Annotated in this window: 27 protein-coding genes and 1 other RNA gene; 9 read left to right on the top strand and 19 right to left on the bottom strand. The window is 60.2% G+C overall.

What is annotated here, in order from left to right:
- Nucleotides 1-20 precede the first annotated feature (20 nt).
- Nucleotides 21-338: a DUF2388 domain-containing protein gene (locus QWI18_RS04205; RefSeq protein WP_065987516.1), complete on the top strand. Its 318-nt coding sequence runs from the start codon at nt 21-23 to the stop codon at nt 336-338.
- 96 nt (nt 339-434) lie between these two features.
- Here QWI18_RS04205 and gcvH read toward each other — a convergent pair whose 3' ends face one another.
- The 8 genes from gcvH to QWI18_RS04165 all read right to left on the bottom strand — a co-directional run bounded on the left by gcvH (nt 435) and on the right by QWI18_RS04165 (nt 9,571).
- Nucleotides 435-818: a glycine cleavage system protein GcvH gene (gene gcvH, locus QWI18_RS04200; RefSeq protein ID WP_296308176.1), complete on the bottom strand. Its 384-nt coding sequence runs from the start codon at nt 816-818 to the stop codon at nt 435-437.
- A 65-nt stretch (nt 819-883) separates the two neighbouring features.
- Nucleotides 884-1,966, bottom strand: a complete 1,083-nt coding sequence (gene gcvT, locus QWI18_RS04195; protein ID WP_192130710.1) for a glycine cleavage system aminomethyltransferase GcvT — start codon at nt 1,964-1,966, stop codon at nt 884-886.
- A gap of 154 nt (nt 1,967-2,120) precedes the next feature.
- Nucleotides 2,121-3,737 (bottom strand): ABC transporter permease, encoded by a 1,617-nt coding sequence (locus tag QWI18_RS04190; RefSeq protein ID WP_369318271.1) that lies wholly within the window; start codon nt 3,735-3,737, stop codon nt 2,121-2,123.
- 124 nt (nt 3,738-3,861) lie between these two features.
- The gene (locus tag QWI18_RS04185; protein ID WP_369318270.1) at nt 3,862-4,863 is read right to left on the bottom strand and encodes an extracellular solute-binding protein; all 1,002 of its coding nucleotides are present in this window, start codon (nt 4,861-4,863) and stop codon (nt 3,862-3,864) included.
- A 280-nt stretch (nt 4,864-5,143) separates the two neighbouring features.
- Entirely contained in the window at nt 5,144-6,364 is a 1,221-nt protein-coding gene (locus QWI18_RS04180; protein WP_369318269.1) for a 2-octaprenyl-3-methyl-6-methoxy-1,4-benzoquinol hydroxylase, read from the bottom strand.
- Between the two features lie 49 nt (nt 6,365-6,413).
- The gene (gene ubiH / locus QWI18_RS04175; RefSeq protein WP_369318268.1) at nt 6,414-7,601 is read right to left on the bottom strand and encodes a 2-octaprenyl-6-methoxyphenyl hydroxylase; all 1,188 of its coding nucleotides are present in this window, start codon (nt 7,599-7,601) and stop codon (nt 6,414-6,416) included.
- Nucleotides 7,598-8,932 (bottom strand): Xaa-Pro aminopeptidase, encoded by a 1,335-nt coding sequence (pepP, locus tag QWI18_RS04170; RefSeq protein ID WP_065987458.1) that lies wholly within the window; start codon nt 8,930-8,932, stop codon nt 7,598-7,600. Before pepP ends, ubiH begins: the two co-directional genes overlap by 4 nt.
- Nucleotides 8,933-9,013: 81 nt before the next feature.
- On the bottom strand, nt 9,014-9,571 hold the full coding sequence (locus tag QWI18_RS04165) for a YecA family protein (RefSeq protein ID WP_192130705.1): 558 nt from the start codon (nt 9,569-9,571) through the stop codon (nt 9,014-9,016).
- 149 nt (nt 9,572-9,720) lie between these two features.
- Between QWI18_RS04165 and QWI18_RS04160 the strand changes: the two genes are divergently transcribed.
- The 4 genes from QWI18_RS04160 (at nt 9,721) to QWI18_RS04145 (ending at nt 11,191) form a co-directional block, all read left to right on the top strand.
- Nucleotides 9,721-9,930 carry a TIGR02449 family protein gene (locus QWI18_RS04160; protein ID WP_037016503.1) on the top strand — a complete coding sequence of 70 codons (210 nt, stop codon included), beginning with the start codon at nt 9,721-9,723 and terminating at the stop codon, nt 9,928-9,930.
- Complete coding sequence (locus QWI18_RS04155) at nt 9,927-10,250, top strand: cell division protein ZapA (protein WP_065987460.1); 324 nt, start codon at nt 9,927-9,929, stop codon at nt 10,248-10,250. The genes QWI18_RS04160 and QWI18_RS04155 overlap by 4 nt, the downstream gene beginning before the upstream one ends.
- A 31-nt stretch (nt 10,251-10,281) precedes the next feature.
- Nucleotides 10,282-10,460: non-coding RNA, 6S RNA (ssrS, locus tag QWI18_RS04150), on the top strand.
- 101 nt (nt 10,461-10,561) lie between these two features.
- Nucleotides 10,562-11,191 (top strand): 5-formyltetrahydrofolate cyclo-ligase, encoded by a 630-nt coding sequence (locus QWI18_RS04145; RefSeq protein ID WP_192130703.1) that lies wholly within the window; start codon nt 10,562-10,564, stop codon nt 11,189-11,191.
- Nucleotides 11,192-11,243: 52 nt separating this feature from the next.
- On the opposite strand, the gene QWI18_RS04140 is transcribed toward QWI18_RS04145, so the two are convergent.
- Nucleotides 11,244-11,393, bottom strand: coding sequence for a hypothetical protein (locus tag QWI18_RS04140; protein ID WP_122534092.1), 150 nt, complete (start codon nt 11,391-11,393; stop codon nt 11,244-11,246).
- Between the two features lie 194 nt (nt 11,394-11,587).
- Here QWI18_RS04140 and QWI18_RS04135 point away from each other — a divergent pair, with 194 nt between their 5' ends.
- Complete coding sequence (locus QWI18_RS04135; protein WP_296308188.1) at nt 11,588-12,037, top strand: EVE domain-containing protein; 450 nt, start codon at nt 11,588-11,590, stop codon at nt 12,035-12,037.
- A gap of 15 nt (nt 12,038-12,052) precedes the next feature.
- Here the strand turns inward: QWI18_RS04135 and QWI18_RS04130 are convergent, their stop codons facing one another.
- Nucleotides 12,053-12,463 carry a flagellar basal body-associated protein FliL gene (locus QWI18_RS04130; RefSeq protein ID WP_065987463.1) on the bottom strand — a complete coding sequence of 137 codons (411 nt, stop codon included), beginning with the start codon at nt 12,461-12,463 and terminating at the stop codon, nt 12,053-12,055.
- 135 nt (nt 12,464-12,598) lie between these two features.
- Here QWI18_RS04130 and QWI18_RS04125 point away from each other — a divergent pair, with 135 nt between their 5' ends.
- Nucleotides 12,599-13,576 (top strand): NADPH:quinone oxidoreductase family protein, encoded by a 978-nt coding sequence (locus QWI18_RS04125; protein ID WP_369318267.1) that lies wholly within the window; start codon nt 12,599-12,601, stop codon nt 13,574-13,576.
- Nucleotides 13,577-13,620: 44 nt separating this feature from the next.
- On the opposite strand, the gene QWI18_RS04120 is transcribed toward QWI18_RS04125, so the two are convergent.
- A complete protein-coding gene (locus tag QWI18_RS04120; RefSeq protein WP_369318266.1) occupies nt 13,621-14,268 on the bottom strand; it encodes an energy transducer TonB in 648 nt (215 codons plus the stop codon).
- A gap of 243 nt (nt 14,269-14,511) precedes the next feature.
- On the opposite strand from QWI18_RS04120, the gene QWI18_RS04115 reads away from it, so the two are divergent.
- Nucleotides 14,512-15,654 (top strand): acyltransferase family protein, encoded by a 1,143-nt coding sequence (locus QWI18_RS04115; RefSeq protein ID WP_369318265.1) that lies wholly within the window; start codon nt 14,512-14,514, stop codon nt 15,652-15,654.
- On the opposite strand, the gene QWI18_RS04110 is transcribed toward QWI18_RS04115, so the two are convergent.
- Nucleotides 15,651-16,640: a hypothetical protein gene (locus tag QWI18_RS04110; protein ID WP_369318264.1), complete on the bottom strand. Its 990-nt coding sequence runs from the start codon at nt 16,638-16,640 to the stop codon at nt 15,651-15,653. The genes QWI18_RS04115 and QWI18_RS04110 overlap by 4 nt on opposite strands.
- Nucleotides 16,641-16,857: 217 nt before the next feature.
- Here QWI18_RS04110 and glpT point away from each other — a divergent pair, with 217 nt between their 5' ends.
- The gene (gene glpT / locus QWI18_RS04105; RefSeq protein WP_192130697.1) at nt 16,858-18,207 is read left to right on the top strand and encodes a glycerol-3-phosphate transporter; all 1,350 of its coding nucleotides are present in this window, start codon (nt 16,858-16,860) and stop codon (nt 18,205-18,207) included.
- Between the two features lie 57 nt (nt 18,208-18,264).
- Here glpT and QWI18_RS04100 read toward each other — a convergent pair whose 3' ends face one another.
- The 7 genes from QWI18_RS04100 to QWI18_RS04070 form a co-directional block, all read right to left on the bottom strand.
- Complete coding sequence (locus QWI18_RS04100) at nt 18,265-18,939, bottom strand: gamma-glutamylcyclotransferase (protein WP_369318357.1); 675 nt, start codon at nt 18,937-18,939, stop codon at nt 18,265-18,267.
- A gap of 211 nt (nt 18,940-19,150) precedes the next feature.
- On the bottom strand, nt 19,151-20,119 hold the full coding sequence (locus QWI18_RS04095; protein WP_369318263.1) for a CDP-6-deoxy-delta-3,4-glucoseen reductase: 969 nt from the start codon (nt 20,117-20,119) through the stop codon (nt 19,151-19,153).
- A complete protein-coding gene (gene ubiD / locus QWI18_RS04090; RefSeq protein ID WP_065987470.1) occupies nt 20,119-21,585 on the bottom strand; it encodes a 4-hydroxy-3-polyprenylbenzoate decarboxylase in 1,467 nt (488 codons plus the stop codon). Before ubiD ends, QWI18_RS04095 begins: the two co-directional genes overlap by 1 nt.
- 70 nt (nt 21,586-21,655) lie before the next feature.
- The gene (locus QWI18_RS04085; RefSeq protein ID WP_369318262.1) at nt 21,656-23,614 is read right to left on the bottom strand and encodes an acyltransferase family protein; all 1,959 of its coding nucleotides are present in this window, start codon (nt 23,612-23,614) and stop codon (nt 21,656-21,658) included.
- 96 nt (nt 23,615-23,710) lie between these two features.
- A complete protein-coding gene (gene rho, locus QWI18_RS04080) occupies nt 23,711-24,970 on the bottom strand; it encodes a transcription termination factor Rho (protein WP_037016529.1) in 1,260 nt (419 codons plus the stop codon).
- 228 nt (nt 24,971-25,198) lie between these two features.
- Nucleotides 25,199-25,528, bottom strand: a complete 330-nt coding sequence (trxA, locus tag QWI18_RS04075; RefSeq protein WP_065987472.1) for a thioredoxin TrxA — start codon at nt 25,526-25,528, stop codon at nt 25,199-25,201.
- 132 nt (nt 25,529-25,660) lie between these two features.
- The gene (locus QWI18_RS04070) at nt 25,661-26,365 is read right to left on the bottom strand and encodes a FadR/GntR family transcriptional regulator (RefSeq protein ID WP_369318261.1); all 705 of its coding nucleotides are present in this window, start codon (nt 26,363-26,365) and stop codon (nt 25,661-25,663) included.
- Nucleotides 26,366-26,453: the final 88 nt, after the last annotated feature.

The following is a 26,453-nucleotide window of genomic DNA, read 5'->3' as shown; positions in this document are numbered from 1 at the left end:
CCAACATCGGAGTACCCGTCATGCGTCTTAAACTTGCTGTAGCCACGTTAGCCTTGCTTTCCCTGCCGGTCGGTTCAGCAATGGCCGACGGTTTTCTGCGGGATGTGCTTTCGTCTGGTGCCACAACCGGCTCCACCTACCTCACCTTTCGTCACCACAAGCTGATCGTCGCGGCGCAAGACGACGCTGGCAGCTTCGTGGCCAGCAACGGCGAAATCCGTGGCCCGTACCTTGAAGCGGCTATGGATCAAGTGCGCAAAGATAACCCTGCCCTGAAGGCATCGGACATGGACCTGGCAAACGCCATCCTGGCGAAGAATCTGGTTGCCGAGCAATAAGTCAGACACATCGGGATGAATTGGCGTTCTGACGCCGATCTCGCTCGCAAAAAAAGCCGCTCATGTGAGCGGCTTTTTTGTGCCTGACCGATGGGCTTATTCGGCGATCAGCGCCTTGTAGCCGGCTGCGTCGAGCAGCTTGTCCAAGTCGGCGGCATTGGCTGGCTTGACCTTGAAGATCCACGAATCGTAAGGCGAGTTGTTCAGTGCCTCTGGCTCACCCGACAGCGCCTCGTTGACTTCAACGACTTCGCCCGCCACTGGCGAGTAGATGTCAGATGCAGCCTTTACCGACTCAACGACACCGGCCTGATCACCTGGTGCCGAAAAAACTTTACCCACTTCAGGCAGCTCGACGAACACGACGTCACCCAGCGCTTCCTGCGCATGATCGGAAATACCGACAACGATCAGATCACCCTCTTGCTTGGCCCACTCGTGGCTCTCGGCAAAACGCAGTTCGGCGGGAATAGTGCTCATGTTCTTATCCTCTCTACTTCATCAGGTCAGCGGAAAAACCCGCCAGGGATGGCTTTCAAATCAGGTTATATCAGGGCCTTGCCGTGACGCACGAATGCGGGTCGAACCACTCGGACCGGGTACCACTTGCCCCGGATTTCCACCTCGGCACGGTCAGCGGTGGCCATCGGCACTCGCGCCAGCGCGATCGACTTGCTTAGCGTAGGAGAGAAACTACCACTGGTGATCTCTCCTTCGCCAACTTCCGCTATCCGGACGACCTGATGAGCGCGCAAAACGCCCCGCTCTTCGAGGACCAGTCCTACAAGCCTTGATGAGATGCCTCGCTTTCGCTCCGCATCGAGTGCAGAGCGCCCGATGAACTCGCGCTCTTCAGGCATCCACGCCACCGTCCAGGCCATGTTGGAGACCAGCGGCGAGACCTGCTCGTCGATTTCCTGACCATACAGGTTCATGCCCGCTTCCAGACGCAGCGTATCGCGTGCGCCCAGTCCGATCGGGGAAATGCCGGCGCCGACCATGTCGTTGAAGAAACTGCAGGCTTCGGTGGCTGGCAGGATGATCTCCAGGCCGTCTTCACCGGTGTAACCCGTGCGGGCGATGAACCAGTCGCCTTCCTGCTGACCTTCGAAGGGTCTGAGGGTGTGGATAAGCGCGGTGCGTTCCTGATTGACCAGTTCGCCGATCTTCTGCCGGGCGTTCGGTCCCTGAATGGCGAGCATCGCAAGCTCCGAGCGGTGCTTGACGCGCACGTCGTAGCCGGCAAGGTTGGCGTTCATCCAGTCCAGGTCCTTGTCGCCGGTGGCTGCGTTGACCACCAGTCGATAACCCTCGTCGGTCAGGTAGACGATCATGTCGTCGACGATACCGCCGTGGGTGTCGAGCATTGCGCTGTAAAGCGCCTGCCCGGTCTGTTGCAATCTACCGACGTCGTTGGCCAGCAGATGCTGCAGCCAGGGCTTGGCCTGACTGCCGGATACGTCGAGCACATGCATGTGCGACACGTCAAAAATCCCGCAGTCCCGGCGCACCTGATGGTGCTCCTCAACTTGGGAGCCGTAGTGCAAGGGCATGTCCCAACCACCAAAATCGACGAGCTTCGCGCCAAGCGCGAGGTGCAGGTCAAAGAGGGGCGTACGCTGTCCCATGGGTTTCTCCTTCCGGGCGTGGCGAAGACGCGGTCAATGGCAATCCCGCAAATCCCCCGTGAATTGGGGTCTGAAACCTTTGCTAATCTGAGGAATTGTCTGACAGACCGAGTCGATTGCGGCGCATTGTAGCCGCAAGGTTGGGACCCCGCACCTAACCAATCGGCTTGGCCGAACGTCTGATCAAACCGATGACCGGGAGCAGCCCGACCAGCACCAGGGTCAGCGCAGGCAAAGCCGCACGCGCCCACTCACCTTCGCTGGTCATTTCGAAGACGCGCACGGCCAGCGTGTCCCAGCCAAACGGGCGCATGAGCAGCGTGGCGGGCATTTCCTTGAGGACGTCGACGAAGACCAGCAGCGCAGCGCTCAACGTGCCGGGTATGAGCAGCGGCAGATAAATCCTGAAAAACAATCGCGGCCCGCTGACCCCCAGACTGCGCGCGGCTTCGGGCAGTGACGGGCGAATCCGCGACAGGCTGTTCTCGAGCGGCCCGTACGCGACCGCGATAAAACGCACCAGATACGCAAGCACGAGCGCCCCCAGACTGCCCAGCAGCAACGGTCGGCCAGCGCCGCCCAGCCAGCTAGATAAGGGCACGACCAGTTCCCGGTCCAGATAACTGAACGCCAACATGATCGACACCGCCAGCACCGAGCCGGGCAGCGCATAGCCAATGTTGGCGACGCTGACGCCCGAGCGGATGGCGCGGGTGGGGGCGAGACGCCGGGCAAACACAAGGATCATCGCCACGCAGACCGTGACCAGCGCAGCGATGCCGCCCAGATAAAGCGTGTGCAGAATCAACCCGGCGTAGCGCTCGTCGAGGTCGAAACGCCCGCGCTGCCAGACCCAGACAATCAACTGCAACAGCGGCACCACAAACGCGCAGGCGAACACCAGTCCACACCACGTGCTGGCGGCGGCAGCTTTTAATCCATGCAGGTGATAGAGGGCCTTGACCCTCGGACGCTCGTTGCTCGGCCGGCTCGCGCCCCGTGCGCGATGCTCGCCGTACAGCAGGACCATGACCGCCAACAGCAACAGGCTCGCCAGCTGCGCGGCGCTCGACAGGCTGAAGAAGCCATACCAGGTTTTGTAGATCGCTGTAGTGAAGGTGTCGAAGTTGAACACCGACACCGCGCCGAAATCCGCCAGGGTTTCCATCAACGCCAACGCGACACCGGCACCGATCGCCGGCCGTGCCATGGGCAATGCCACGCGCCAGAACGCTTGCCACGGCGACTGCCCCAAAATGCGCGCGGCCTCCATCAGGCCTTTGCCCTGTGCCAGAAATGCCGTGCGCGCCAACAGATACACGTAGGGATAGAACACCAGCACCAGCACGATAATCACGCCGCCGGTGGAGCGCACTCGCGGCAGACGCAGGCCGGAACCGAACCACTCGCGCAGCAGCGTCTGCACCGGGCCTGCGAAATCCAGCAAACCCACAAAGACAAACGCCAGCACATATGCCGGGATGGCAAACGGCAGCATCAGTGCCCAGTCCAGCCAGCGGCGCCCTGGAAACTCACAAAGCGCCGTCAGCCACGCCAGACTCACGCCCAGCAGCGTGACGCCCAGCCCCACGCCAATCACCAACGTCAGGGTGTTGCGCAGCAACCGCGGCATCTGGGTTTCCCAGAGGTGGGACCAGATCTGCTGATCGATGGTTTGCCAGGAAAACAGCAGAACGCTTAACGGCAGCAGCACCAGCGCGGCAATGCTGAAAACCAGGGGGTACCAGCGACGCTGGGGAGAGTGGGCCAAGGGGGTTACTCATGGAGAGTTGCGGGTTGCCGAAGCCCTCGGTGGGAGTGACCGGGGTGGCGCTCCCACAGGGTCTTTGTCAGGATGCAAAGCCGGCGTTAACCCGGCCTTCTTTCGCGAAAGATCAGTTCCAGCCAGCGCGGTCCATCATGCGAATCGCCTCGGCCTGCCGCCGACCGGCCACTTCAACCGGGATCGTGTCCGCTTTGAATGCGCCCCAGCTCGCCACTTCTTCAGAGGGCGCCACTTTCGGGTTGGCCGGAAATTCCTGATTGGTGCCGGCGAATATGGTCTGGGCTTCAGGGCCCGTCATCCATTCCACCAACGCTTTGGCGGCGTCTGGGTGGGGCGCGTGCTTGGTGAGGCCAATGCCGGAAAGATTAACGTGCACGCCGCGATCCGACTGATTGGGCCAGAACAGGCGCACGGCGAGATCCGGATTGTCCTTGTGCAAACGGCCGTAGTAGTAGGTGTTGACGATGCCGACGTCGCATTGGCCGGCATTGATGGCTTCCAGCACCGCGATGTCATCGGAGAATACGTCGGTCGAGAGGTTGTTCACCCAGCCCTTGAGAATCTTCTCCGACGCCTCGGCCCCGTGAGTTTCGATCAGCGTGGCGGTCAGCGACTGGTTGTAAACCTTTTTGGCGGTACGCAGGCAAAGACGCCCTTTCCACTGTTTGTCGGCCAGGGCTTCGTAGGTGGTGAGTTCTTCAGGTTTGACGCGATCGGTGGAGTAGGCAATGGTCCGCGCGCGCAGGCTCAGGCCGGTCCAGCTGTGGGTGGAAGAGCGGTACTGGGACGGAATGTTGGCGTCGATGACCGGCGAAGTGAACGGCTGCAGGATGCCCATTTGCTCAGCTTGCCAGAGGTTGCCCGCGTCGACGGTGAGCAGCAGGTCAGCCGTTGCGTTCTGGCCCTCGGCCTTGATGCGCTGCATCAGCGGCGCTTCCTTGTCGGTGATGAACTTGACCTTCACGCCGGTCTTGGCGGTATAGGCATCGAACACCGGTTTGATCAGCTCATCGATTCTGGAGGAATACACCACCACTTCATCTGCGGCCTGGGCGGTGCTGCCGAGCACGGTTAACGCCAGGGCAGCCAAAAGACGCTTGCTCGCCTGCATGCAGGTTCTCCTGATTCGAGAGAGGGGAAAAACGAGGCGAAATGGTAGTGAATCGCATCTGCCATCTCAACCGAAGTCAGGATTGAGGCGTTACCGGATGTTGCGAGATGCTGGCGGTGCTACACCCGGCACCACTGAACGCACGCGCAGTTACAGTGGGACCGGCTTCAGCCGGGAGGAGGCCAGCTTGAACGCCATCAGATTCGCGGCGTAACGAATGGCGCTTTTCCGGCTAAAGCCGGTCCCACGGTGAAGCGCGCGGACAGAAAGTGCCGTGTTGTCAGAGCCGTGCCAGCGTCGGGAGGTCCCCGGTCAGGCCCAAGGCCTGGCGCACGAACAACGCTTTGGCCTCTGCCGAACGATCGACCATCTTCAGCCCGGCGTTGCGTAACAGACGAACCGGCAGCGCGTCAGCCTGGAACAGTCGCTCGAAGCCTTCCATCGCCGCCATCAAGGTCAGATTATGCGGCATGCGCCGACGCTCGTAACGGCTCAACACGCGCTCATCGGCCAGACGTTCGCCGCGCTCCACCGCACCGCGCAGCACTTCGGCCAGCACCGCTGCGTCGAGAAAGCCCAGGTTGACGCCCTGCCCCGCCAACGGATGGATGGTGTGCGCGGCATCGCCGATCAGCGCAAGGCCAGGCGCTATGTAGCGCTTGGCGTGGCGTTGACGCAGCGGCACGCAAAGCCGTGGATCAGCAGAAATCACCGGCCCGAGACGGCCTTCGAACGCATTCTCCAGCTCACGGCAGAAGCGTTCGTCGTCGAGCTTCATCAAACGCTCGGATTGCTCCGGCGTCACCGACCAGACGATGGAGCACCAATGCTCACCCTCTCGGTCGAGCGGCAAAAAGGCCAGCGGGCCACTGTCAGTGAAGCGCTGCCAGGCGGTTTTACGGTGGGAGTCCGCCATTTGCACGCTCGTCACGATGGCGTGGTGCAGGTAGTCCCACTCCCGCGTCGCGGTGCCGGTCATGCGTCGTACGGTCGAGTTGGCGCCATCGGCGGCCACCACCAGCGGCGCACGCAATGTGCGGCCGTCGGAGAGCGTCAGGAGCCAGTCATCGCCGGAGTGACGCATCTGCTCCAGACGCACGTCTGCCAACATGCCGATGTCGCTGGCATGCAGACGTTCGACCAACGCATCCTGCACCACGCGGTTTTCGACGATGTGCCCAAGCACCTGAGCGTGAACGCTGGAAGCAGAAAAATGCACCTTGCCCGTGCCGCTGCCATCCCACACGTGCATGTCGCTGTAGGGGCTGACGCGACGCGCAACGATGCCATCCCAGACGCCAAGCCGCTCAAGAATGCGCTGACTGGCGATGGACAGCGCACTGACCCGGGCTTCGAAGGGGGCATCAGCCACGAACGGTTTGACCGTCAGGGGACCGCCATCCACCACAAGGATGTTCAGCCCACTGTCTCGCAGCGCCAGCGCGAGCGCACTCCCCACCATTCCGGCCCCGACAATCAGCAGATCTGCGCGCGTTTCCATGCTTTAAATCGTTCTCGACTGTGGCGAAGGCCACGAATGAATGGAGTGTTCAGACATCGCTTCGCGTTCCCAGGCCCATGGCCTGACGGGCGAACCAGCTCTTGGCCGAAGGCAACAGATCCAGGCCCAGGAGGCCCAGATTGCGGCCTGCAGTCACGACGGACTGCTGACTGCTGAACAACCGGGTGACCTGATCGGAAAAGCCGACGGTCAGTTTTTGATCAACCCGCTGGCGCTCGCGATACACCTGCAACGTCGACAGCTCGCCCAGCGGTGCATCACTGGCCAGCAGCGCCTCGGCCAGGGAGGCGGCATCACGCAGCGACAGGTTGAAGCCCTGCCCCGCAATCGGATGAAGACTGTGGGCGGCATTGCCGAGCACCACCAGATGGGAGCGGATCTGCTCTTCGGCCTCGATCAGCGCCAGCGGATAGCTGTGGCGCGCCCCCACTTGCTTCAGTGCGCCCAGCCGGAAGCCGAAGACGCCCTGCAGCTCTTCCAGGAAGCTTCGGTCGTCCAGCGCCATCAGCCGTTGAACGTCATCGCCGGTGCGCGTCCAGACCAGCGCGCAACGATTATCCGGAAGCGGCAGCAACGCCATGGGGCCATTTTCGGTAAACCGCTCGAAGGCCTCACCACCGTGTGGGTCTCCCGGCGTGATGTTGGCGATCAGCGCGCTTTGATCGTATGGCGTGTGTCGCACGGCAATGCCCAACTGCTCGCGCAGGCTGGAACGGCCGCCATCGGCCAGCACCGCCAGGTCGCAGGTGAGCTGAGTTTCGTCATTGAGTGTGAGTTGGTAGCCATCGGGCAGCGCCTGCATGTGCGTGACTTCGGACGGGACCCGCCAACTGATCACGTCCTTGTCCAGCGCCTGCCACAGGCATTGGCCCAGCCAGGCGTTTTCAACCACGTAGCCCAGGGCCGGAACACCTTCTTCCATCGAAGACAGGTGCGCGGCGCCAAACCGGCCTTTGTCGGAAACGTGAATTTTGAGGATCGGCTCGGCGCGGCGGCTGATCTGCTGCCACAGGCCCAAGCGCTCGTAGATCTGCCGCGCGCCGAAAGACAGCGCTGAAGAGCGCGCGTCGTAGCTGGGTTGGTAAGTGTCGCCGGGCGCAAACGGCTCGATCAGGACGATTTTCCAGCCTCGCGCCTTCGCCCCGGCTTGCAGGGCCAGGGCCAGGCTTGCGCCGACCAGTCCGCCACCCACGATGGCCAGATTAAAGCGGCTCATGCGGCTTGGGTTCGTGCTGCGGCCATCAGGGCCTCGATCTCGGCAACGGTTTTTGGCACATCGCCCGTCAGGATTTCACAGCCTTTTTTGGTTACCACGACGTCATCCTCGATTCGCACGCCAATCCCGCGCCACTTTTTGGCGACGGTCTGATTGTCCGGGGACACATAAATGCCGGGCTCGACCGTCAGCGCCATCCCGGCCTCCAGAACACGCCACTCTCCGCCGACCTTGTATTCGCCGACGTCGTGCACGTCCATGCCCAACCAGTGTCCGGCGCGGTGCATGTAAAAAGCTTTGTACGCTTCGGCAGCAATCAGTTCATCCACCGCGCCTCGCAGCAGCCCCAGCTCAACCAGCCCTTCGGTGATGACTCGAACCGTAGCCTCGTGGGCCTGATTCCAGTGATTTCCGGGTTTGATTGCTGCAAACGCCGCTTCCTGGGATTTGAGCACCACCTCGTAAATCGCCTTCTGTTCGGCGGAGAATTTGCCGCTTACCGGGAAGGTACGGGTAATGTCACTGGCGTAACAGTCGATCTCGCAACCGGCATCGATCAGTACCAGGTCACCGTCTTTGAGCGGCGCGTCGTTCTCCTGGTAATGCAGGATGCAGGCGTTGCGCCCCGAGGCGACGATGGAGCCATAGGCCGGCATCTTCGCGCCGCCCTTGCGGAATTCGTAATCAAGCTCCGCTTCCAGGCTGAACTCGTACAGCCCGGCGCGACTGGCCTGCATGGCTCGCACATGGGCACGGGCCGAGATCTGCGCGGCCTCACGCATCACCTTCACTTCGGCCGCCGATTTATACAGGCGCATGTCGTGAAGCAAGTGATCCAGCGCAACGAATTCTTTGGGCGGCTGCGCACCCAGGTGCGCCTTGGAACGGATGACGTTGATCCACTCCATCACATGGCGGTCGAATTCAGGATTGCTGCCCATGGACGAATACACCCGATCGCGACCCTCGATGAGGCCGGGCAGGATGTCGTCGATGTCGGTGATCGGGAAGGCATCATCGGCGCCGTACTCGCGCATCGCGCCGTCCTGGCCCGCGCGCAGGCCGTCCCACAACTCGCGCTCGGGATTGCGTTCGCGACAGAACAGGACGTACTCACCGTACTCGCGGCCAGGGATCAGCACGATCACCGCTTCCGGTTCGGGGAAGCCACTCAGGTACTGAAAGTCGCTGTCCTGGCGGTACACATGCTCGACGTCCCGATTTCGAATCGCCACAGCCGCCGCTGGCAGGATGGCGATGCTGTTGGGCTCCATCTGCTCCATCAACGCCTTGCGGCGGCGGGCATATTCGGCTTTCGGGATATGAATCATGGGCAAGTGCGGTTCTCCGGGAGATGCGCTTCGGCCACCGCCGCGCAAGGGCGGCATGGACGAAGCAGCGATGACGCGCTGTCAGTGCAAAGAAGGCTTGGCTTCGTCGTCAGCATCGGTTTTCTGGTTGAACTCGGTGAACAGCAGCAACGGCGCAACGCGCAGGTACTCCATGACTTCCATGTAGTCGCTCTCGCCATCTTCGGACTCGTCCAGCGCGTCATGAACCTGAGCAATGGCAGCTAGGTCTTGCAGCACGTCCCTGGCATCATCGCTCAGTGACTGGCCACCCACCCGGGCAAAGCCACTGAGGAAACCCTGGCACCACTGGGCCATGGCGGCGGTGCGTGCAGCCAGAGGCTCATCATCACCGGGCAACAGCAACACGACGGTCATGTCGTCACCGGTCAGTTCGCTTTTGACCATTGCCTGCAGGCCGATCAGGGCCTGACGCACTTTGTCGTCTGGCTCTGTTTCCAGCAGCAGATGAGCGTCGGACAGCCACTCTTCTGCATCGAAGCCTGCGCCGGCGCAACTGCGGCCCAGCAAGAGGCCGTGCAATTCGGCAGGAGATACATGATGACCACTGCTGGCAAGCAGGGCGGCGAAGCCGTTGTACGGGGAATTCTGAATAGGCATGGGCAACTAGGCGCCAAGCGGCGCAATGTCTAGAATGAAGGCCTTGTATCGTAGCACCGGCAGACGCGCCCAAGCTATCAGGCGATGTCCGGGGCGAATCCAGACGCCAGCGCCTGCACCACTCATCTGAAAGTAATCAGTGGAAAACAATGGAAGACAACGACCTGCAAGCGCTGATGGCTCGACTGGAGTTATTGATCAATCGTGTCGAGCAACTAAAAAGTCAAAACGGACTCCTATTAGCTCAGGAAAAATCCTGGCGCGAGGAACGCGCTCAACTCATTGAAAAAAACGAAATCGCCCGGCAAAAGGTCGAGTCCATGATTTCGCGCCTCAAGGCCCTGGAGCAAGACTCATGAGTAATGGCAACAGCATCACCGTGCAAATCCTCGACAAAGAATATTCGATCATCTGCCCGCAAGAGGAGCGCACCAATCTGGTCAGCGCCGCGCGTTATCTGGACGGCAAAATGCGCGAGATCCGCAGCAGCGGCAAAGTCATCGGCGCCGACCGTATTGCGGTGATGGCTGCACTGAATATTACCCATGACCTTCTGCACAAACAGGAACTGCCACCCGCAAAGGCCCAGGCCAATGGTGCCAACAGTGAGCAGGTTCGCGATTTGCTGGACCGTGTAGACCTGGTCCTTGCCACGGATTCGGATAAAGCACAAGGCTGATTGTTCGGACATGATTGGGTATACTTGCGACCGCTCCCTGGAGTGCTTGCCAGTCGGTCATGTCCCTGAGCCGATACGCACAACCACGGGGGTTGCACGTTGGGGTTGGTGTGCATGTCCGCTCGACGGAAAGCCTTAAAACCTCCTGCAATCTCCACCTTGAACTTTCGGGTTCAAGGGCTACACCGACAGCGGTTCGTCGGGGAGTCTCGAACCTTCTACCCATCGCCAGGCGCCCCGTCTGGCGGTGGGCATCGTGAATCTGCCTGATTCCACGACATCACTATCCAACGCCTCACGGACCCGCCAGCATGACCTCATCCGGCGCCGCTCCCCTTCCAGATCCTTCAAGCCTCTCTCGACCACAGTTGCGTCGGCTTCTTCGCCATAATCGTCGCGCGCTCAGCCCGGCAGAACAGCGACAGGCGGCGCAGGGCCTGTACCGTCAACTGGCGCAAAACCCGCTGTTTCGCCGCGCCCGTCATGTTTCGCTCTACCTTCCGATGGACGGTGAAATCGACCCGCGCCTGCTCCTCCGTGCCGCTCAAAAACGCGGCAAGACCACGTACCTGCCGGTGCTCAGTGCCTGGCCTCGAACCAAAATGGTGTTTCAGCGCGTGCGCCCCGGGGAGACGTTCAAGCCGAACCGGTTCCGCATCCCGGAGCCACGTACCAATGCCAGGCGACAGCGCAAGATCTGGACGCTCGACCTGGTGCTGATGCCGCTGGTGGGGTTCGATCCGGACGGGGGACGTCTTGGGATGGGTGGTGGCTTTTACGACCGCAGCCTGGCTTATCTCGCGCGTCGTAAAACCTGGCGCAAGCCGGTGCTGCTGGGACTGGCCCACGAGTGTCAGAAAGTCGGGAAGCTGGCGGTCGCCAGTTGGGATGTTCCGTTGGCAGGAACGGTGACGGGTACGCGTTGGTATATGGCGGGGTAAATCATCAGCAATGCGCGCTTGGGTGAAAAAAAGCGCGCTGCGAAAAAGCGGTTTAGCGGCGGAGCTGTGGCTGCTGTTGCTGAGTGATTTCAACCGGCGCGTCTGCCTTGGCAGCCCACAGACTTTGCGCATAACCGGTGGTAACGATTCCCAAGCCGAACAAAATTGCCAAAATCCACAGTACATCCGGCTTGCGTCGCATTCATCGTCCCCTTTGTAACGAATCAGAATCTGAAATCGATAACGTTTAAACAAGGCCGCCAGATAGTGCAGCCCTTAAAATGCCGGCATTCTGCGGCAACGTGACGCAACACGCAAATACTGGCGCCAGCCGACTGTCGGTTTGTCATCAAATCGTAGGACAACTTTCCCAAGACCTGTTCAGGAGCCTTATAAATGGCCTATTGGCTGATGAAATCCGAGCCCGACGAGCTCTCGATCAGCGGGCTGAAAAAGCTCGGGCAGACGCGCTGGGACGGTGTACGCAACTACCAGGCCCGCAACTTTATGCGCGCGATGGCCGTGGGCGATCAGTTCTTTTTCTACCATTCCAGCTGCCCCGAGCCCGGGATCGCCGGCATCGGAGAAATCGTCAAGGCCGCGTATCCCGATCCCACTGCGCTGGACGAAAAAAGCCACTACTTCGACGCCAAGGCCACCGAGCAGAAAAACCCCTGGAGCGCCCTTGATGTGGCATTCGTCGAGGCGTTTCCGAACGTGCTGGGCCTGAGTTTTCTGAAGCAACAAGCCGCACTGGAGCAGATGCCACTGGTGCAGAAAGGCAGCCGCTTGTCCGTCATGCCGGTGACGGACGAACAATGGGCCGCCGTGCTAGGCCTGCGCTGAGTTCAGAACGCGGCGTTATTGGGCAATGAAGTTGTTGAACAGCAGGTCATCAACCACGGGCTTGCCGGTTTCCTGGGTCAGCACTTGCTGGGTCTGCTTCAGGGCTTCCTGACGCAGTTTCTCCTTGGCATCGACGTTGCCCATGCTGTCGACCGTTTGCTGAGTGAACAGCGCCACCAGCTGATTGCGAATCAGCGGCTCGTTCTGCTTCACCAGCTTCTGCGCTTCGGCGCCGGTCACGCGCAAGGCGACGTCGGCCTTATAGACGTGCAGTTTCGGGCCGCCATCCAGTGAGTAGTTGCCTACGAAGGGTGGCGTCAACGCCACGTAGGAAACCTTGTTCGGATCTTCCTTCTCCCCGCCCTCTTCGGCCAGCGCCACAACCGGCATCGACAATGCCATCAACATCAGAATCCACGCTTTCACAGTCCGCTCCTCAATCCGTTTTGCCGCATAGCTTACTTCAGCTTATGCACGCCTATCAGGCCGGGCCATGCTCATTGACCCCACAACCTCGCTACCTGTACTTATCGGCCATCCCCGAAAAAGGAATAGCCCTCGATGAAAGCCGTGCTTTGTAAAGCCTTCGGTCCCGCTGCAGGTCTGGTGCTGGAGGAAATCCCCAGCCCGGAGCCGAAGAAAAACGAGATTCTTCTGGACGTGCACGCTGCCGGGGTCAACTTCCCGGACACGCTGATCATCGAGGGCAAATACCAGTTCAAGCCGCCTTTTCCGTTTTCACCTGGAGGTGAGGCGTCGGGTATCGTGACCGCTGTCGGTGAAAAGGTCGGCCATGTGCGTGTCGGTGACCGGGTAATGGCGCTGACAGGCTGGGGCAGCTTCGCTGAACAGATCGCCGTGGCCGGTTACAACGTCCTGCCCATTCCCGAAACGATGGACTTCACCACCGCCGCGGCATTCAGCATGACTTACGGCACCTCCATGCACGCCCTTAAACAGCGCGCAAATCTGCAGGCAGGCGAAACACTGCTCGTCCTCGGCGCTTCCGGGGGTGTCGGCCTGGCGGCCGTCGAGATCGGCAAAGCCATGGGCGCTCGAGTGATTGCCGCCGCCAGCAGCGCAGAAAAGCTGGAGGTCGCCAAAAACGCAGGCGCCGACGAGGTAATCAACTACAGCGAAAGCAATCTCAAGGATGAAATCAAACGCCTCACCAACGGTAACGGCGTCGATGTGATCTATGACCCGGTGGGCGGCGACCTTTTTGATCAGGCCGTTAGGGGCATCGCCTGGAACGGGCGACTGCTGGTCGTCGGTTTCGCCAGTGGCCGCATTCCTGAGCTGCCGGTCAATCTCGCGCTGTTGAAAGGGGCCTCGGCTGTGGGTGTGTTCTGGGGCTCATTTGCCCAACGCCAGCCCCAGGACAACGCGGCGAATTTCCAGCAACTGTTCACCTGGTTCAGCGAGGGCAAGCTGAAGCCGCTGGTGTCGAAGGTTTACCCGCTGGAGCAGGCAGGGGAAGCCATTGAATCGTTGGCGCAGAGGAAAGCGGTTGGCAAAGTGGTGGTTAGCGTCAGGTAGCGTGCATCGGGATCGCCTCCAATCTGAAAGGGCTGACCACGCGCTCACAGCATCATCCTCACTTGATCAGGTAACACGTCCTTGTAACGCAGTTCCGGATTCGCCCGGCATCGCTGAATGATCTCCGGAGCTGCATCTGCCAGCGCATCCCCCAGCGCGAACCGTCGCTCGTCGGACAGCCTGCGGTAAGTGGCGACCCTTGCCAGCACTTTGAAGGTGTGCCGGAACACGCTCATGTCGATCTCTTCAAGACCGAATGAGTTTTGCTGGAAGTCGTCCAGTCGCTTGTTGAATCGGGCGCAGGTCATGTGTCGCAGGCTGCGATGAAGCCAGGGCACGGGGGCATTTCCTTCACGCGAGTGGACGAAGTAATGCTCCTGGCGCAGCGAGATAACTGCCGGACGCTGATCACTGACCACCCAGGGTTTTACGCGCCATATCGGCGCAACGTTTACCACGGAGAGGGAAAACAGAGGGTGCGAGCTGTCCAGCACCTCAGGCGCGGAAACCTTTCCATCGTGGTGCGCCTTCAGGTTGTAGACGACCCACCCGGATACTCCCGATTTTGAAAGCGAATACGGCCAGGCGGGCGCCCTGCGGTAATCAAACTCAACACTGCGCTCGTCTGCATGAACCTTGATACACACCGCAAGCATCACCCATAAAACCCACCTGCTCATCACTGCCGTCACCTGCGCGCTTCTTCCCGTGTGCCCCCTGCTTGAGTGCAAAAGGCCGGCGCGCAGTTTGTGTGTTGGGCTGCGGCGGCAATAGCTCATGACTTCCCAGAGCTGCGTAGGATCGATCCCAAAATCAACACCTCGCTAAACAACCCGCGACGGCGCCCGATGTGTTCCGTATATTTCACGCCCGATACATACCGAACGGGCCCTCATTCGGTATCGACTCCAATACGAATTGCGGACCCAGTATTGATGACCGTCACTCTGATTTTGATATCGCTGTACGCGCTGTCGATCGCGATATTTTGCCTCGCTACACAGCGACTGCCGATCCTTTCCCAAGACGCGCTCCACCGCGTTTCGTCGCTGGACGGGCTGCGCGGCGTGCTCGCCACTGCGGTCATCGTTCACCACTTCATCGTCAGTTATTACTGGCACGTCAACGGAGCTTGGGAAACCACGGACAGTCGCGTGCTGAACAACATGGGCACGGTGCCGGTGTCGCTGTTTTTCATGATCACGGGTTACCTGTTTACCGCGAAGATCTACCGCGGCGAGCCGAAATGGCGTCAGATCCTGTCGTCACGGGTACGGCGAATCCTCCCGATGTACCTCTTCAGCGTCGCCGTGATCGCGGCCATCGCCCTGTATCAATCCGCAGGCATCAGCGCCCCGGTGATGGACACCCTCAAAGCACTTGGCCGATGGGTGATTTTCATCGGCAGCCCCATCAACGGTTTCCCGGACACTGTCCGCATCAACGCCTCGGTGCAGTGGACGCTGCTCTATGAAGCGGTCTTCTACCTGTCGCTGCCGGTGCTGTATTGCCTCCTTCGGCGCACGCTCCCCGGGATGGCCGTCGTCGTCTCGCTGATGGTGCTGGCGTGCCTGTGGGGCGAATACCACCATCACTTTCACAACCGATTCATCAAACTGTTCGCTGTCGGCATCGCGGTGGCGGTGTTTGAAGACCGGATGCGCCAGTGGCGCGTCGACTTCACGGGCGTGCGCTGCACGTTGGTTGCGGTCGTGATACTGCTGATCAGCATGAAGCTCAAATCGTATTCGACGCTGCAGATGTTGATCCTCGGCATTCCGTTTGCGCTGTTTGTGCTCGGCAACAGCTTGCACGGGTTGCTGGAGATTCGAGGATTGAAGATTTTGGGCGAGGCCAGCTTCAGCATTTACCTGCTGCACGGCATCGTCATCTACAGCGCGTTCAGCTTGCTGGACGCGTACGACTTCACCACGCCGGATCCGCTGAGTTATGCGCTGTATTTACCGCTGATCATCCTGCTGACCAGCAGCATCAGCGTCGCGACGTACTGGTGCATCGAGCATCCATTCCTGCGCAAGGCAACGCCAAGCGCCGACGCCGGCTTGCCGAGGGCTTAAGATTCGTTAACGGGTAACCGAGGCGGGCTGGCCGGCGACGAACTGAAAACCTCATTCGCCCAGCTCGCCATGCTGTAGCGCTGCACGACCTCTTCGGGCGGATCCACGTATTCACCGGCGATGAAGGCTTCAGGGATCACCGGGTTATCGCTGTCGATGATCAAAATGTTGCGCGGATCGTAGAAGTCGTAATCCGCCACCGATGCATTGTTTGTGATCATTTTCTTGCGATAGAGCAGTGCTTCGAAGAACCGGAAGCTCAAACCCGCGTGCCCCGGCCGGACGATGTCTATCAGTATTTCCGAACGCCTGACGTATTCGGCCGTTTCATCGATGTCCATGCGCTGCCGAAAGAAGGTCAGTAATGGACTGGCCCCCAACACTGGCTTGCTCTGCACCAGGAACTTGCAGGTGTTGGTGTAGCCCAGTTGTTCAAACGCCCGAGCCACCCTCCCGAGTACATCCACACGGTGCTTGCCGCCCATCACGACAAAAGCCTTGAAGTCGGACGTCGTTCTGAAATCGGCGTGTTCTTCGTAGATGTAGTTGTAGAGCTTGCGCAGTTGATACTCGCGGGCATCAGCGCCATCGAAGGTGTAGACCTTGTCAAAGGTCGCCAGTTGATCAATCGGCATCGACAATCGTGCAATCCCGTCAGACAGATAGGCGACGCTGAGCGCCGCCGCAGCCTGGGCCAGTGTGACCAAACCCTGATCCAACTGGCTTGGATTCACAACCAGCAGCGCATCGACATGGCCCGCCGCCCGAATCGCCGCACGAGCACGCTTAACGATCAGGTACTTTTTCAGCCATCGGCGCAGCTTCCCCGGAAGCCATGGCAGTTCTTTCGCGCCATGGGTCAGGTCAAGGAATACAACGTCGTTCGACTTGCCGAGAAAGGTGCTGAGCCGGCCAAGGTATCCGCCAACATCGCGGCACAGGATGATGATTTTTTTATTCCGAATCCCAAGCGGGGGTGACTGCATGAGGGTTTGCCAATCGTGATCGCGTGAGCGCGCACTTTACCTGTCCCACGCACCGAAACCCACCTATGGACAGCACTGCACAAACGGGATGTTCGCAAAGGAATTCCCTCTCGGCCCGTGTTTACGTCCTTTTTATCCGATGAGAAGCCTTCCTATTTTCTGTAACGAAAATGTAATATTCGGATTCGCATAACAATAAAATAAATGGAGTGTCCCGATGTTTGCCTTTTTCCGTCCTGCCGCACATCAGGCTCCGCTGCCTGAGGAGCGTGTCGACTCTACCTACCGCCGCCTTCGCTGGCAGATTTTCGCCGGCATCTTCTTCGGCTACGCCGGCTACTATTTGCTGCGCAAGAATTTCTCGCTGGCCATGCCCTACCTGATCGACGAGGGATATACCCGTGGCCAACTGGGCCTCGCGATCTCAGCGATTGCCATTGCGTACGGGCTGTCGAAATTCCTGATGGGGCTGGTGTCGGATCGCTCCAACCCGCGCTACTTCCTGCCATTCGGACTGGTGATTTCCGCGCTGGTGATGTTCGTGTTCGGATTCGCACCCTGGGCGACGTCCAGCGTAACCATCATGTTCATTCTGCTGTTCATCAATGGCTGGGCCCAAGGCATGGGCTGGCCGCCGAGCGGACGCACGATGGTGCACTGGTGGTCGCAGAAGGAGCGTGGCGGCGTGGTCTCGGTATGGAATGTGGCGCACAACGTCGGTGGTGGCTTGATCGGCCCGCTGTTCCTGCTCGGGCTGGGTTGGACCAACGACTGGCACGCCGCGTTCTACGTGCCTGCGGCGGTTGCCCTGTTCGTCGCCCTGTTCGCCTTCGTCACCATGCGCGACACCCCACAGTCCGTGGGCTTGCCGCCGGTCGAGGACTACAAGAACGACTACCCGGAAGGCTACGACGCGAGCCACGAAGAGGAATTCACCGCCAAAGAGATCTTCGTCAAATACGTCCTGCGTAACAAAATGCTCTGGTACATCGCGCTGGCCAACGTCTTCGTTTACCTGCTGCGTTACGGCGTGCTGGATTGGGCGCCAACGTACTTGAAAGAAGCCAAGCACTTCGACGTCGACAAGACCTCGTGGGCCTACTTTTTTTATGAGTGGGCAGGCATTCCGGGCACGCTGCTGTGCGGCTGGATGTCCGACAAGATCTTTCGTGGCAACCGTGGCCTGACCGGCATCGTGTTCATGGCAATGGTGACCGTTGCGACGTTGGTCTACTGGCTCAACCCACCCGGCAATCCCACCGTCGATATGATTGCGCTGGTCTCGATCGGCTTCCTGATTTACGGCCCGGTCATGCTGGTCGGCTTGCAGGCCCTTGAGCTGGCACCGAAGAAAGCCGCCGGCACCGCAGCGGGATTCACCGGCCTGTTCGGCTATCTCGGTGGCTCGGTCGCCGCCAGCGCGCTGATGGGTTACACGGTCGACCACTTCGGCTGGGACGGTGGCTTCGTGCTGCTGGTGTCCGCTTGCATCCTCGCAATAGCGTTCCTGATACCGACGCTGCGGCATACGCGGGTGGCGAGCCAGTCGCGAGAGGAGATGGCTTAAGTCTCAAACGAAAAGGGCTTGGTCAGTGCGATGATCAAGCCTTATTCGGACCAGAAGCTATATCGCCAACAACACCGGCCTGCACCGCTTGAACCGCGCTTCCAGGCTCAGGTCCGGCATGGCGTGGGTGCGCAGTGCGCGGATGGTTTGCTCGACGTATTCCCACGTGGTCCCGTAACGGCCGCTGGCATTGGCCAGCACCTGGGTGAGCACGCTGTCGGGCAGGTTGCCAGCGTAACTCGGCAGATGCCGCTCCAGCACAAATCCCAGCGCCTGCACCTTGGTGCCGTCTTCAAGTCGGCAGTTGAGCCAGTGCGGGCGGTAGGACGGGAACGGCATTTCTCTCTGCCACAGCGCCAGCAGGGACTCGTCGATATTGTCTTCGGGCAACCGATAGGCGAATCCGCTGCAGGAGCCGCCGCGGTCCAGACCGAATACCAGCCCTGGCTGCTCGGGCGTGCCACGGTGTTCGTGGGACCAGAGATAGAGACCGCGATGATAGCCGTGGACCCGTCCGCGCTGACACTCGACGGCGCTGCACTCGGGTCGCCAGATCAATGATCCATACGCGAACAACCAGATCGGGCCGCCCTGGTGACGGCTCATCGTGGCGTGGATGGAGGCAAGAAGCTGCTCGCGGCTCAGTTTCGGCCCAAGATCGATGACCGGCGGGTAGGACAACCCCAAGCCATCATGGACAGCTTCCGCCAGGATATTGATTTGATTCCCCATCTGGTTCCCCCCACCGGCAAGGCTGACGCCGGTGCAACGCTGAACACTCATGAAACGGGTCTGGCAACAACGAATGAACAATCAGACGGCATCGCAGGCAGTGTGACGTTGTGACTCGGCCACCGGCGCACGGGTCACGCCGGAAAAGCCGATATCTGACAAACAGCCATGCAATACGCTGTCCACATCCAGCCCGGCGAGTGGCTGCGCTTCAGGGCCTCGGCGCATACGCGAACACATCGGCACGCATCTGATGCGCATCCATGCCCGCCAGCACCAGCGCATCGAGGGTCGAATAGACCATGGCCGGTGAGCCGCTGGCATACACATAAAGCGACTTCAGATCGCTGAAGTCCTCGCAGACCGCCTCGTGCAGCATGCCGCAGCGCCCTTCCCAACCGCACAGATCACTGACGACCTTGTGCAGGAAAAGGTTGGGCAGCGTCTGCCACTCATCCCAATGCCTGAGCTGATAGAAATCTTCCGGACGGCGCATTCCCCAATACACATGCACCGGATAGGGGAAACCTTTGGCGCGGCAATGCTCGATCAGGCTGTGCATCTGCCCCATACCGGTGCCTGCCGCAATCAATACCAGCGGGCCATCGGGCAATTCGCCCAAATGCGTATCGCCGAAGGGCAAGTCAACCCGCGCCATGCCCTCGCGCTGCAGCTGCTTGATCAGGTTTTGCGCACTGGCCTCGCGGGCGAGGACGTGAATTTCGAGATCGCGCCCGCTCTCCGGCGCTGACGCCATGGAAAACGCCGATTTTTCGCCGTCGTCCCGATGGATCATCAGGTACTGACCGGCGTGATAACGCGGCGGCTTGCCCGCAGGCGCACGGAGCATCACGCGCCAGACATCGCCGCCGACTTCAACACACTCGCTGACCTGGCAGGCGAACGTACGCACCGGCAACTCGCCGAGCGCCAGCACGCTGTCCCACAGCACAACGCAGTCTTCCTGCGGCACCGCCAGGCACGTGTAGATTTCGCCGTGGTTGCGGATCTCTCCGGCCTGCTCGACGCTGCCTTCAACCAGCAGCGCGGAACAGATGTGACAATTGCCGTTGCGACAGCTCTGAGGGCATTCGTAGCCCAGCCGCTGCGCAGCGTCGAGGATCCGCTCGCCCGGCAATGTCTCGATGACCGCGCCCGAGGGCTGCAAAGTTACACGCATCAATCAATTCCCAGCTGAGTCCAGATTTCATCGATCCGGCGGGTCACCGCTTCGTCCTTGACGATAGCGCGACCCCATTCACGGGTGGTTTCGCCCGGCCACTTATGGGTGGCATCGAGCCCCATTTTCGAGCCCAGACCGGACACCGGCGAGGCGAAATCGAGGTAGTCGATTGGCGTGTTGTCGATCATCACCGTGTCGCGCTTGGGGTCCATGCGCGTGGTGATTGCCCAGATGACGTCATTCCAGTCACGGGCATTGATGTCGTCGTCGGTGACGATAACGAACTTGGTGTACATGAACTGTCGCAAAAACGACCAGACGCCCAACATCACGCGCTTGGCATGGCCGGGGTACTGCTTCTTGATCGTCACGACCGCCATGCGGTACGAGCAACCCTCGGGCGGCAGGTAGAAGTCGACGATTTCCGGAAACTGCTTCTGCAGAATCGGCACGAAGACTTCGTTTAGCGCAACGCCCAGGATGGCCGGCTCGTCAGGCGGCCGGCCCGTGTAGGTGCTGTGGTAAATCGGCTTGATGCGGTGGGTGATGCGCTCGACCGTGAAGACCGGGAAGCTGTCGACCTCGTTGTAGTAGCCGGTGTGGTCGCCGTACGGACCCTCGTCGGCCATTTCGCCGGGATGAATCACCCCTTCAAGGACGATTTCGGCGCTGGCGGGGACCTGGAGGTCGTTGCCACGGCACTTGATCAGTTCGGTACGGTTGCCACGCAGCAGGCCGGCGAATGCGTATTCGGACAAGCTGTCGGGCACCGGCGTGACGGCGCCCAGAATGGTGGCGGGGTCAGCGCCCAAGGCCACGGACACCGGGAATGGCTGACCGGGGTGCTTGTTGCACCAATCCCTGAAATCCAGCGCGCCGCCGCGGTGGCTGAGCCAGCGCATGATCACCTTGTTGCGGCCGATCACCTGCTGGCGATAGATACCCAGATTCTGCCGTTCTTTGTTGGGCCCGCGAGTGACCGTCAGCCCCCACGTAATCAGCGGACCGACATCGCCGGGCCAGCAGGTCTGCACGGGCAGCATGCCAAGGTCGACGTCGTCGCCCTCGATCACGATCTCCTGACACGGCGCGTCCTTGACGACTTTCGGCGCCATGGCGATCACTTTTCTGAAGATGGGCAGCTTGGACCAGGCGTCCTTCAAGCCCTTGGGCGGCTCGGGCTCTTTAAGGAAAGCCAGCAGCTTGCCGATTTCCCGCAGTTCGGACACCGACTCGGCGCCCATGCCCATAGCGACGCGCTCGGGCGTGCCGAACAGGTTGCCAAGCACCGGGATGTCGAAACCCGTCGGCTTTTCGAAGAGCAGCGCCGGCCCCTTGTTGCGCAGGGTCCGGTCGCAGATCTCGGTCATTTCCAGTACAGGGGAAATGGGCACCTGAATGCGTTTCAACTCTCCGCGCTGCTCAAGCTGCTGCACGAAATCCCGTAGATCCTTGAATTTCATTAACCCGGCCACTCACCAAATAGATGCACATCCTACCTGCTCTGACCGCAGAGGGCAGCTTGTGTCCAACTCAAATGCGCGGTGTTTCGCGCAACAGCGGCGCGAACAGCAGTTGCATCTTCTCGCCGCCCAGGTCCGACAGGTGATCTTCGTCCTTGTACAGCGAACGCCCGTCAACTTCGGCACGGCACAGACCGCCCTCACACAGCAGCGGTTTAGGGTCGATCAGGTGAATGCCTGCATCCGCACGGCTGAGGGTGTCGAACAGGTGGTTGATAAACGCCTGCCGCCCATCAAGCTCCGCAGCCGGACGCCCGACCTCTGCAGCCGAACGTCCAACCCTCGCCAGGCTGCTCAATCGCTCGATGGTGCCCTTGCGCTGCTGCGGCACTTCCTTGAACAACCAGACCTGCGCCCCCGCTGCTCGCAATTCAGCGATCTGAGCTTTCAAAGCATCGGCGAAATACGCTTCGTTTCGGGGAATGGATTCGTGTTTCAGCAGCACGTTGCTTTTGTTGCCGTCTTCCAGGCCGTAGATGTACAAACTCCAGCGCGCGGCCAGCGTCACGTCAGGGATTTTCTGTGCTCGAACGCGCTCGACGTTCAGGGCGTTGAAGTCCTGACAGCGCTTGCTTGTTGCGGTGCTGACCAGCGGCGGACATCCGCTCATGCTTGCCAGCCAGACAGGCACATGGGCTTGCTCGGCCGCGCTTCTGACGCCTGGCCACAGGGCTGCCGCATGACTGTCGCCCCAGACGAGATGGGACGGCGCGGCATCGGCATTGCCACCCGCCCGACAGAGCTTGTCCAGACCTTCGCTGTGCTTTGATCCGAGCAGGAAACAGTCCATCTGCCCGGCGCTCCACTCCCGCGACTGCGCATATTGCAGGGCCTGGCCGGACAGGCGTTGCGGTACGCCGTCACTGGAGCGCACCGCCTGCCCCATCAGCGCCAATACGGCCAGCGTCAGCAGTCCACCCATCAGTACCGGCTTGCGGCCGGCCAGCACGCGGCGTTCACGGAATGGCAGCTCGACAAAGCGCCAGCTGATCCAGGCAAGCGCGCCGGCCAGAAGGATCCAGCCAATCGCTTCAAGGTCAGAAATCCCGTCAGCTGAAATTGCATTGGCATAGACATGAATAGGCCAATGCCACAGGTACAGCGAGTAGGAGATAAGCCCGATTGCCACCAGCGGTTTGATGCTCAGAAAACGCCCGACCCATGACGCGGGATGACCGTTGGCCCAGATCATCGCTGTGGTGCCCATCACAGGCAGCAGCGCCGCCCAGCCGGGGAATTGCGTGGTTTTGTCAAAACTCAGCATCGCCAGCACGACCGCCGCAAAACCGCTCAAACTGACCGTTTGATAGATCCAGGTCGGCAGCGGGCGTCTAGGCGCAGGGGCGACGGCCAGCATCGCCCCGCACAGCAGTTCCCATGCACGCATCGGCAGCAGAAAGAATGCTGCCTCGGGTTTGTGCTTGATCGCCCAGATGTTCAGCCCGAACGACAGCACCAGCAGGCCGAGCAGCAACCAGCGCCAGTGCCGCACGTACCGCGTCGCCAGCACCATCAGCAGCGGGAAGAAAATGTAGTACTGCTCCTCCACCGCCAGCGACCAGGTGTGAAGAAGCGGTTTGAAATCTGACGCGGAATCGAAGTAGCCGTCCTGCCGCATGAACAGCAGGTTGGACATGAACATCGACTGATACCGCACTTCCCGGCCCAGCTCGGCGTAGTCCTTGGGCGTCAGCAATATCCAGCCAAACGCCAACGTGGCCAGCACGACGACGGTCACGGCAGGGACGATACGTCGCGCGCGACGGGCCCAGAAATCGACGAAGCTGAATCGCCCCGCGCTGATCTCGCGGAAGATGATGGACGTGATCAGGTAGCCGGAGATGACGAAAAACACGTCGACGCCGACGAAGCCGCCGCTCAGGCCCAGACCGAAGTGAAACAACAGCACCGGGACCACGGCCAGGGCCCGCAGCCCATCGATATCACGGCGATTGCCAAACGTGTGCATGACGCTCCTTGTCTACGGGAGAGATCTACAGAAAAGGTCAAAAAAAATGGTGTCCAGAAGGACACCATTTTTCTACGGTCGGTTCAGCGCAGGGTGTTACTTGCGCTTCATCGACAGGAAGAACTCATCGTTGGTCTTGGTCTGTTTCAGCTTGTCGATCAAGAACTCGATGGCCGCGACCTCATCCATAGGATGCAGCAGCTTGCGCAGGATCCACATGCGCTGCAACTCGTCGTCGGCCGTCAGCAACTCTTCGCGGCGTGTGCCGGAGCGGTTGATGTTGATGGCCGGGAAGACGCGCTTCTCTGCGATCTTGCGATCCAGAGGCAGCTCCATGTTGCCGGTGCCTTTGAATTCTTCGTAGATCACTTCGTCCATCTTCGAGCCGGTTTCAACCAGCGCGGTAGCGATGATGGTCAGCGAGCCGCCTTCTTCGATGTTACGTGCCGCACCGAAGAAACGCTTTGGCTTCTCGAGGGCGTGCGCATCGACACCACCGGTCAGGACCTTGCCGGAGCTCGGAATGACGGTGTTGTAGGCGCGAGCCAGACGGGTGATGGAGTCGAGCAGGATGACCACGTCCTTCTTGTGCTCGACCAGGCGCTTGGCCTTTTCGATCACCATTTCGGCGACCTGCACGTGACGGGTAGGTGGCTCGTCGAAGGTAGAAGCAACCACTTCGCCGCGCACGGTGCGCTGCATCTCGGTGACTTCTTCCGGACGCTCATCGATCAGCAGAACGATCAGATGGACTTCAGGGTTGTTGCGCGTGATGTTCGACGCGATGTTCTGCAGCATGATGGTCTTGCCCGCTTTTGGCGGAGCAACGATCAGACCGCGCTGACCTTTACCGATCGGAGCACACAGATCGATGACGCGACCGGTGAGGTCTTCGGTGGAACCGTTACCGGCTTCCATCTTCATGCGAATGGTCGGGAACAGCGGCGTCAGGTTTTCAAACAGAATCTTGTTCTTCGCGTTTTCTGGACGGTCGAAGTTGATGGTGTCGACCTTGAGCAGTGCGAAGTAACGCTCGCCTTCCTTCGGCGGACGGATCTTGCCGACAATGGTGTCGCCCGTGCGCAGGTTGAAGCGGCGGATCTGGCTCGGCGAGACGTAAATGTCGTCTGGGCCGGCAAGGTAGGAGGCGTCTGCAGAACGGAGGAAGCCGAAGCCATCCTGGAGGATCTCCAGCACGCCGTCACCCGAGATTTCCTCGCCGCTTTTCGCATGCTTCTTCAGCAGGGAGAAAATCACGTCCTGCTTGCGCGAACGGGCCATATTTTCAATGCCCATCTGTTCGGCCATTTCGAGCAGATCGGTAATAGGCTTTTGCTTGAGTTCAGTCAGGTTCATATAGGAATGACGTAATCATGTATGGAGGGGGAAATTAAGCTTTTGGCTTAATGAGGCCGCGCCGCAGAGAAGGCGACAGGATCGCGTGCAAATCGAAAGGAGACGGTCGGCGACGGCTAGCAGGGGGCAACGGAGAAGCCGTTGCGGGGCCGAATGTACCACTTGATTTTCTGAGCGTCTAGTACGACGCCCGAAAAAAACCCCGCGATTTGCGGGGCTATATCGTCATCAGATGTTGGCGTCGAGGAACGCCTGCAACTGCGACTTGGACAGTGCGCCGACCTTGGTTGCCGCGACTTCGCCGTTCTTGAACAGCATCAGGGTCGGGATACCACGAACGCCGTGCTTGGCCGGTGTTTCCTGGTTGTCGTCGATATTCAGCTTGGCGATGGTCAGCTTGCCTTCGTAAGTGCCAGCGATGTCATCCAGAACCGGGGCAATCATCTTGCATGGGCCACACCATTCAGCCCAGTAATCCACCAGTACAGGGCCGGCAGCCTTCAGGACATCGGCGTCGAAGCTCGCGTCGCTGACGTGTTTGATCAGGTCGTTACTCATGAGATTTCTCCGAGGTCATAGGCAAAAAAACGTGGGCCATCATAACTGTGTCACGCGGTGACAGGAAGTCGAGGTTCATTGTCTCTAGCTATGACCCGGCGCGGTTGCCTTAATTGCAGAAATTGCAGATGTTTAGCCGGAAGGTGCGACAAACACGATGCCGGTGCGCAACGCAGCGCCGCGGATGTGCTCCTGCATGGCTTTCTGCGCCGGGCCAGACGCGTTTCGCGCCAGCGCCCGCAGGATCTTGCGATGCTCCTGCCAGGTTTCCATGGCCCTGCCCGCTCGAATAAAAGGCAGCTTTTGGCTCTCCAGAAAAATATCGGCGCTGGTGGTGATAATCCCCAGAATCGCCTGATTGCCACTGGCGACGAGAATGCGCCGGTGGAAATCGAAGTCCAGCCGCGCCGCGCAGTCAAAATCCCCTGCCTTGAGTTCAAGGCGCATGGCTTCGACGTTGTCCTCCAGTACATCGCGCTCATCGGCCGTCAGCGTGACCGCTGCAAGCCCGGCGGCAAAGCCTTCCAGCGCATAGCGCAGCTGAAAAGTCTCAGCAGGTGATGCGTGCGCTGCATACGGCCAGGAAAATCCGTCCGTGCTCCGTTGTGGTTCAGAAACCGCCTGTACGAATACGCCTTTGCCGGGCTGCACACTGACCAACCCCAAGGCGCTCAATGATGACAGTGCCTCACGCAACGAAGCCCGACTGACGCCCAGCCGAATCGCCAGATCCCGCTGAGACGGCAGGCTGTCGCCGGGCACATAGCCCTGCTCGGCGATCAGTTTGCGGATCGCCTGGAAGGCGGCTTCAGGCACAGCTACAGGGCTCGGATGCATGGCGATCAAGGTGTGGAAACCGTAGGAAAAATCCCTTGTATCCCCATCGGAGGCATCCGGCAAGTGACGCCCAAGCGAGGGGCGCCGG

This window comes from Pseudomonas sp. W2Oct36 (assembly GCF_041060465.1).
GTDB lineage: Bacteria > Pseudomonadota > Gammaproteobacteria > Pseudomonadales > Pseudomonadaceae > Aquipseudomonas > Aquipseudomonas graminis_B.
The sequence above is the reverse complement of the archived record's forward strand: the minus strand, read 5'-3'. Positions and strand labels throughout refer to the sequence as shown.

Excerpts from the sequence above, each read along its gene's own strand:
- QWI18_RS04205 (WP_065987516.1), top strand. The coding sequence starts at position 21 with ATGCGTCTTAAACTTGCTGTAGCCACGTTAGCCTTGCTTTCCCTGCCG.
- gcvH (WP_296308176.1), bottom strand. The coding sequence starts at position 818 with ATGAGCACTATTCCCGCCGAACTGCGTTTTGCCGAGAGCCACGAGTGG.
- gcvT (WP_192130710.1), bottom strand. The coding sequence starts at position 1,966 with ATGGGACAGCGTACGCCCCTCTTTGACCTGCACCTCGCGCTTGGCGCG.
- QWI18_RS04185 (WP_369318270.1), bottom strand. The coding sequence starts at position 4,863 with ATGCAGGCGAGCAAGCGTCTTTTGGCTGCCCTGGCGTTAACCGTGCTC.
- QWI18_RS04180 (WP_369318269.1), bottom strand. The coding sequence starts at position 6,364 with ATGGAAACGCGCGCAGATCTGCTGATTGTCGGGGCCGGAATGGTGGGG.
- ubiH (WP_369318268.1), bottom strand. The coding sequence starts at position 7,601 with ATGAGCCGCTTTAATCTGGCCATCGTGGGTGGCGGACTGGTCGGCGCA.
- pepP (WP_065987458.1), bottom strand. The coding sequence starts at position 8,932 with ATGATTCATATCCCGAAAGCCGAATATGCCCGCCGCCGCAAGGCGTTG.
- QWI18_RS04165 (WP_192130705.1), bottom strand. The coding sequence starts at position 9,571 with ATGCCTATTCAGAATTCCCCGTACAACGGCTTCGCCGCCCTGCTTGCC.
- QWI18_RS04160 (WP_037016503.1), top strand. The coding sequence starts at position 9,721 with ATGGAAGACAACGACCTGCAAGCGCTGATGGCTCGACTGGAGTTATTG.
- QWI18_RS04155 (WP_065987460.1), top strand. The coding sequence starts at position 9,927 with ATGAGTAATGGCAACAGCATCACCGTGCAAATCCTCGACAAAGAATAT.
- QWI18_RS04145 (WP_192130703.1), top strand. The coding sequence starts at position 10,562 with ATGACCTCATCCGGCGCCGCTCCCCTTCCAGATCCTTCAAGCCTCTCT.
- QWI18_RS04140 (WP_122534092.1), bottom strand. The coding sequence starts at position 11,393 with ATGCGACGCAAGCCGGATGTACTGTGGATTTTGGCAATTTTGTTCGGC.
- QWI18_RS04135 (WP_296308188.1), top strand. The coding sequence starts at position 11,588 with ATGGCCTATTGGCTGATGAAATCCGAGCCCGACGAGCTCTCGATCAGC.
- QWI18_RS04125 (WP_369318267.1), top strand. The coding sequence starts at position 12,599 with ATGAAAGCCGTGCTTTGTAAAGCCTTCGGTCCCGCTGCAGGTCTGGTG.
- QWI18_RS04115 (WP_369318265.1), top strand. The coding sequence starts at position 14,512 with ATGACCGTCACTCTGATTTTGATATCGCTGTACGCGCTGTCGATCGCG.
- QWI18_RS04110 (WP_369318264.1), bottom strand. The coding sequence starts at position 16,640 with ATGCAGTCACCCCCGCTTGGGATTCGGAATAAAAAAATCATCATCCTG.
- glpT (WP_192130697.1), top strand. The coding sequence starts at position 16,858 with ATGTTTGCCTTTTTCCGTCCTGCCGCACATCAGGCTCCGCTGCCTGAG.
- QWI18_RS04100 (WP_369318357.1), bottom strand. The coding sequence starts at position 18,939 with ATGGGGAATCAAATCAATATCCTGGCGGAAGCTGTCCATGATGGCTTG.
- QWI18_RS04095 (WP_369318263.1), bottom strand. The coding sequence starts at position 20,119 with ATGCGTGTAACTTTGCAGCCCTCGGGCGCGGTCATCGAGACATTGCCG.
- ubiD (WP_065987470.1), bottom strand. The coding sequence starts at position 21,585 with ATGAAATTCAAGGATCTACGGGATTTCGTGCAGCAGCTTGAGCAGCGC.
- QWI18_RS04085 (WP_369318262.1), bottom strand. The coding sequence starts at position 23,614 with ATGCACACGTTTGGCAATCGCCGTGATATCGATGGGCTGCGGGCCCTG.
- rho (WP_037016529.1), bottom strand. The coding sequence starts at position 24,970 with ATGAACCTGACTGAACTCAAGCAAAAGCCTATTACCGATCTGCTCGAA.
- trxA (WP_065987472.1), bottom strand. The coding sequence starts at position 25,528 with ATGAGTAACGACCTGATCAAACACGTCAGCGACGCGAGCTTCGACGCC.
- QWI18_RS04070 (WP_369318261.1), bottom strand. The coding sequence starts at position 26,365 with ATGCATCCGAGCCCTGTAGCTGTGCCTGAAGCCGCCTTCCAGGCGATC.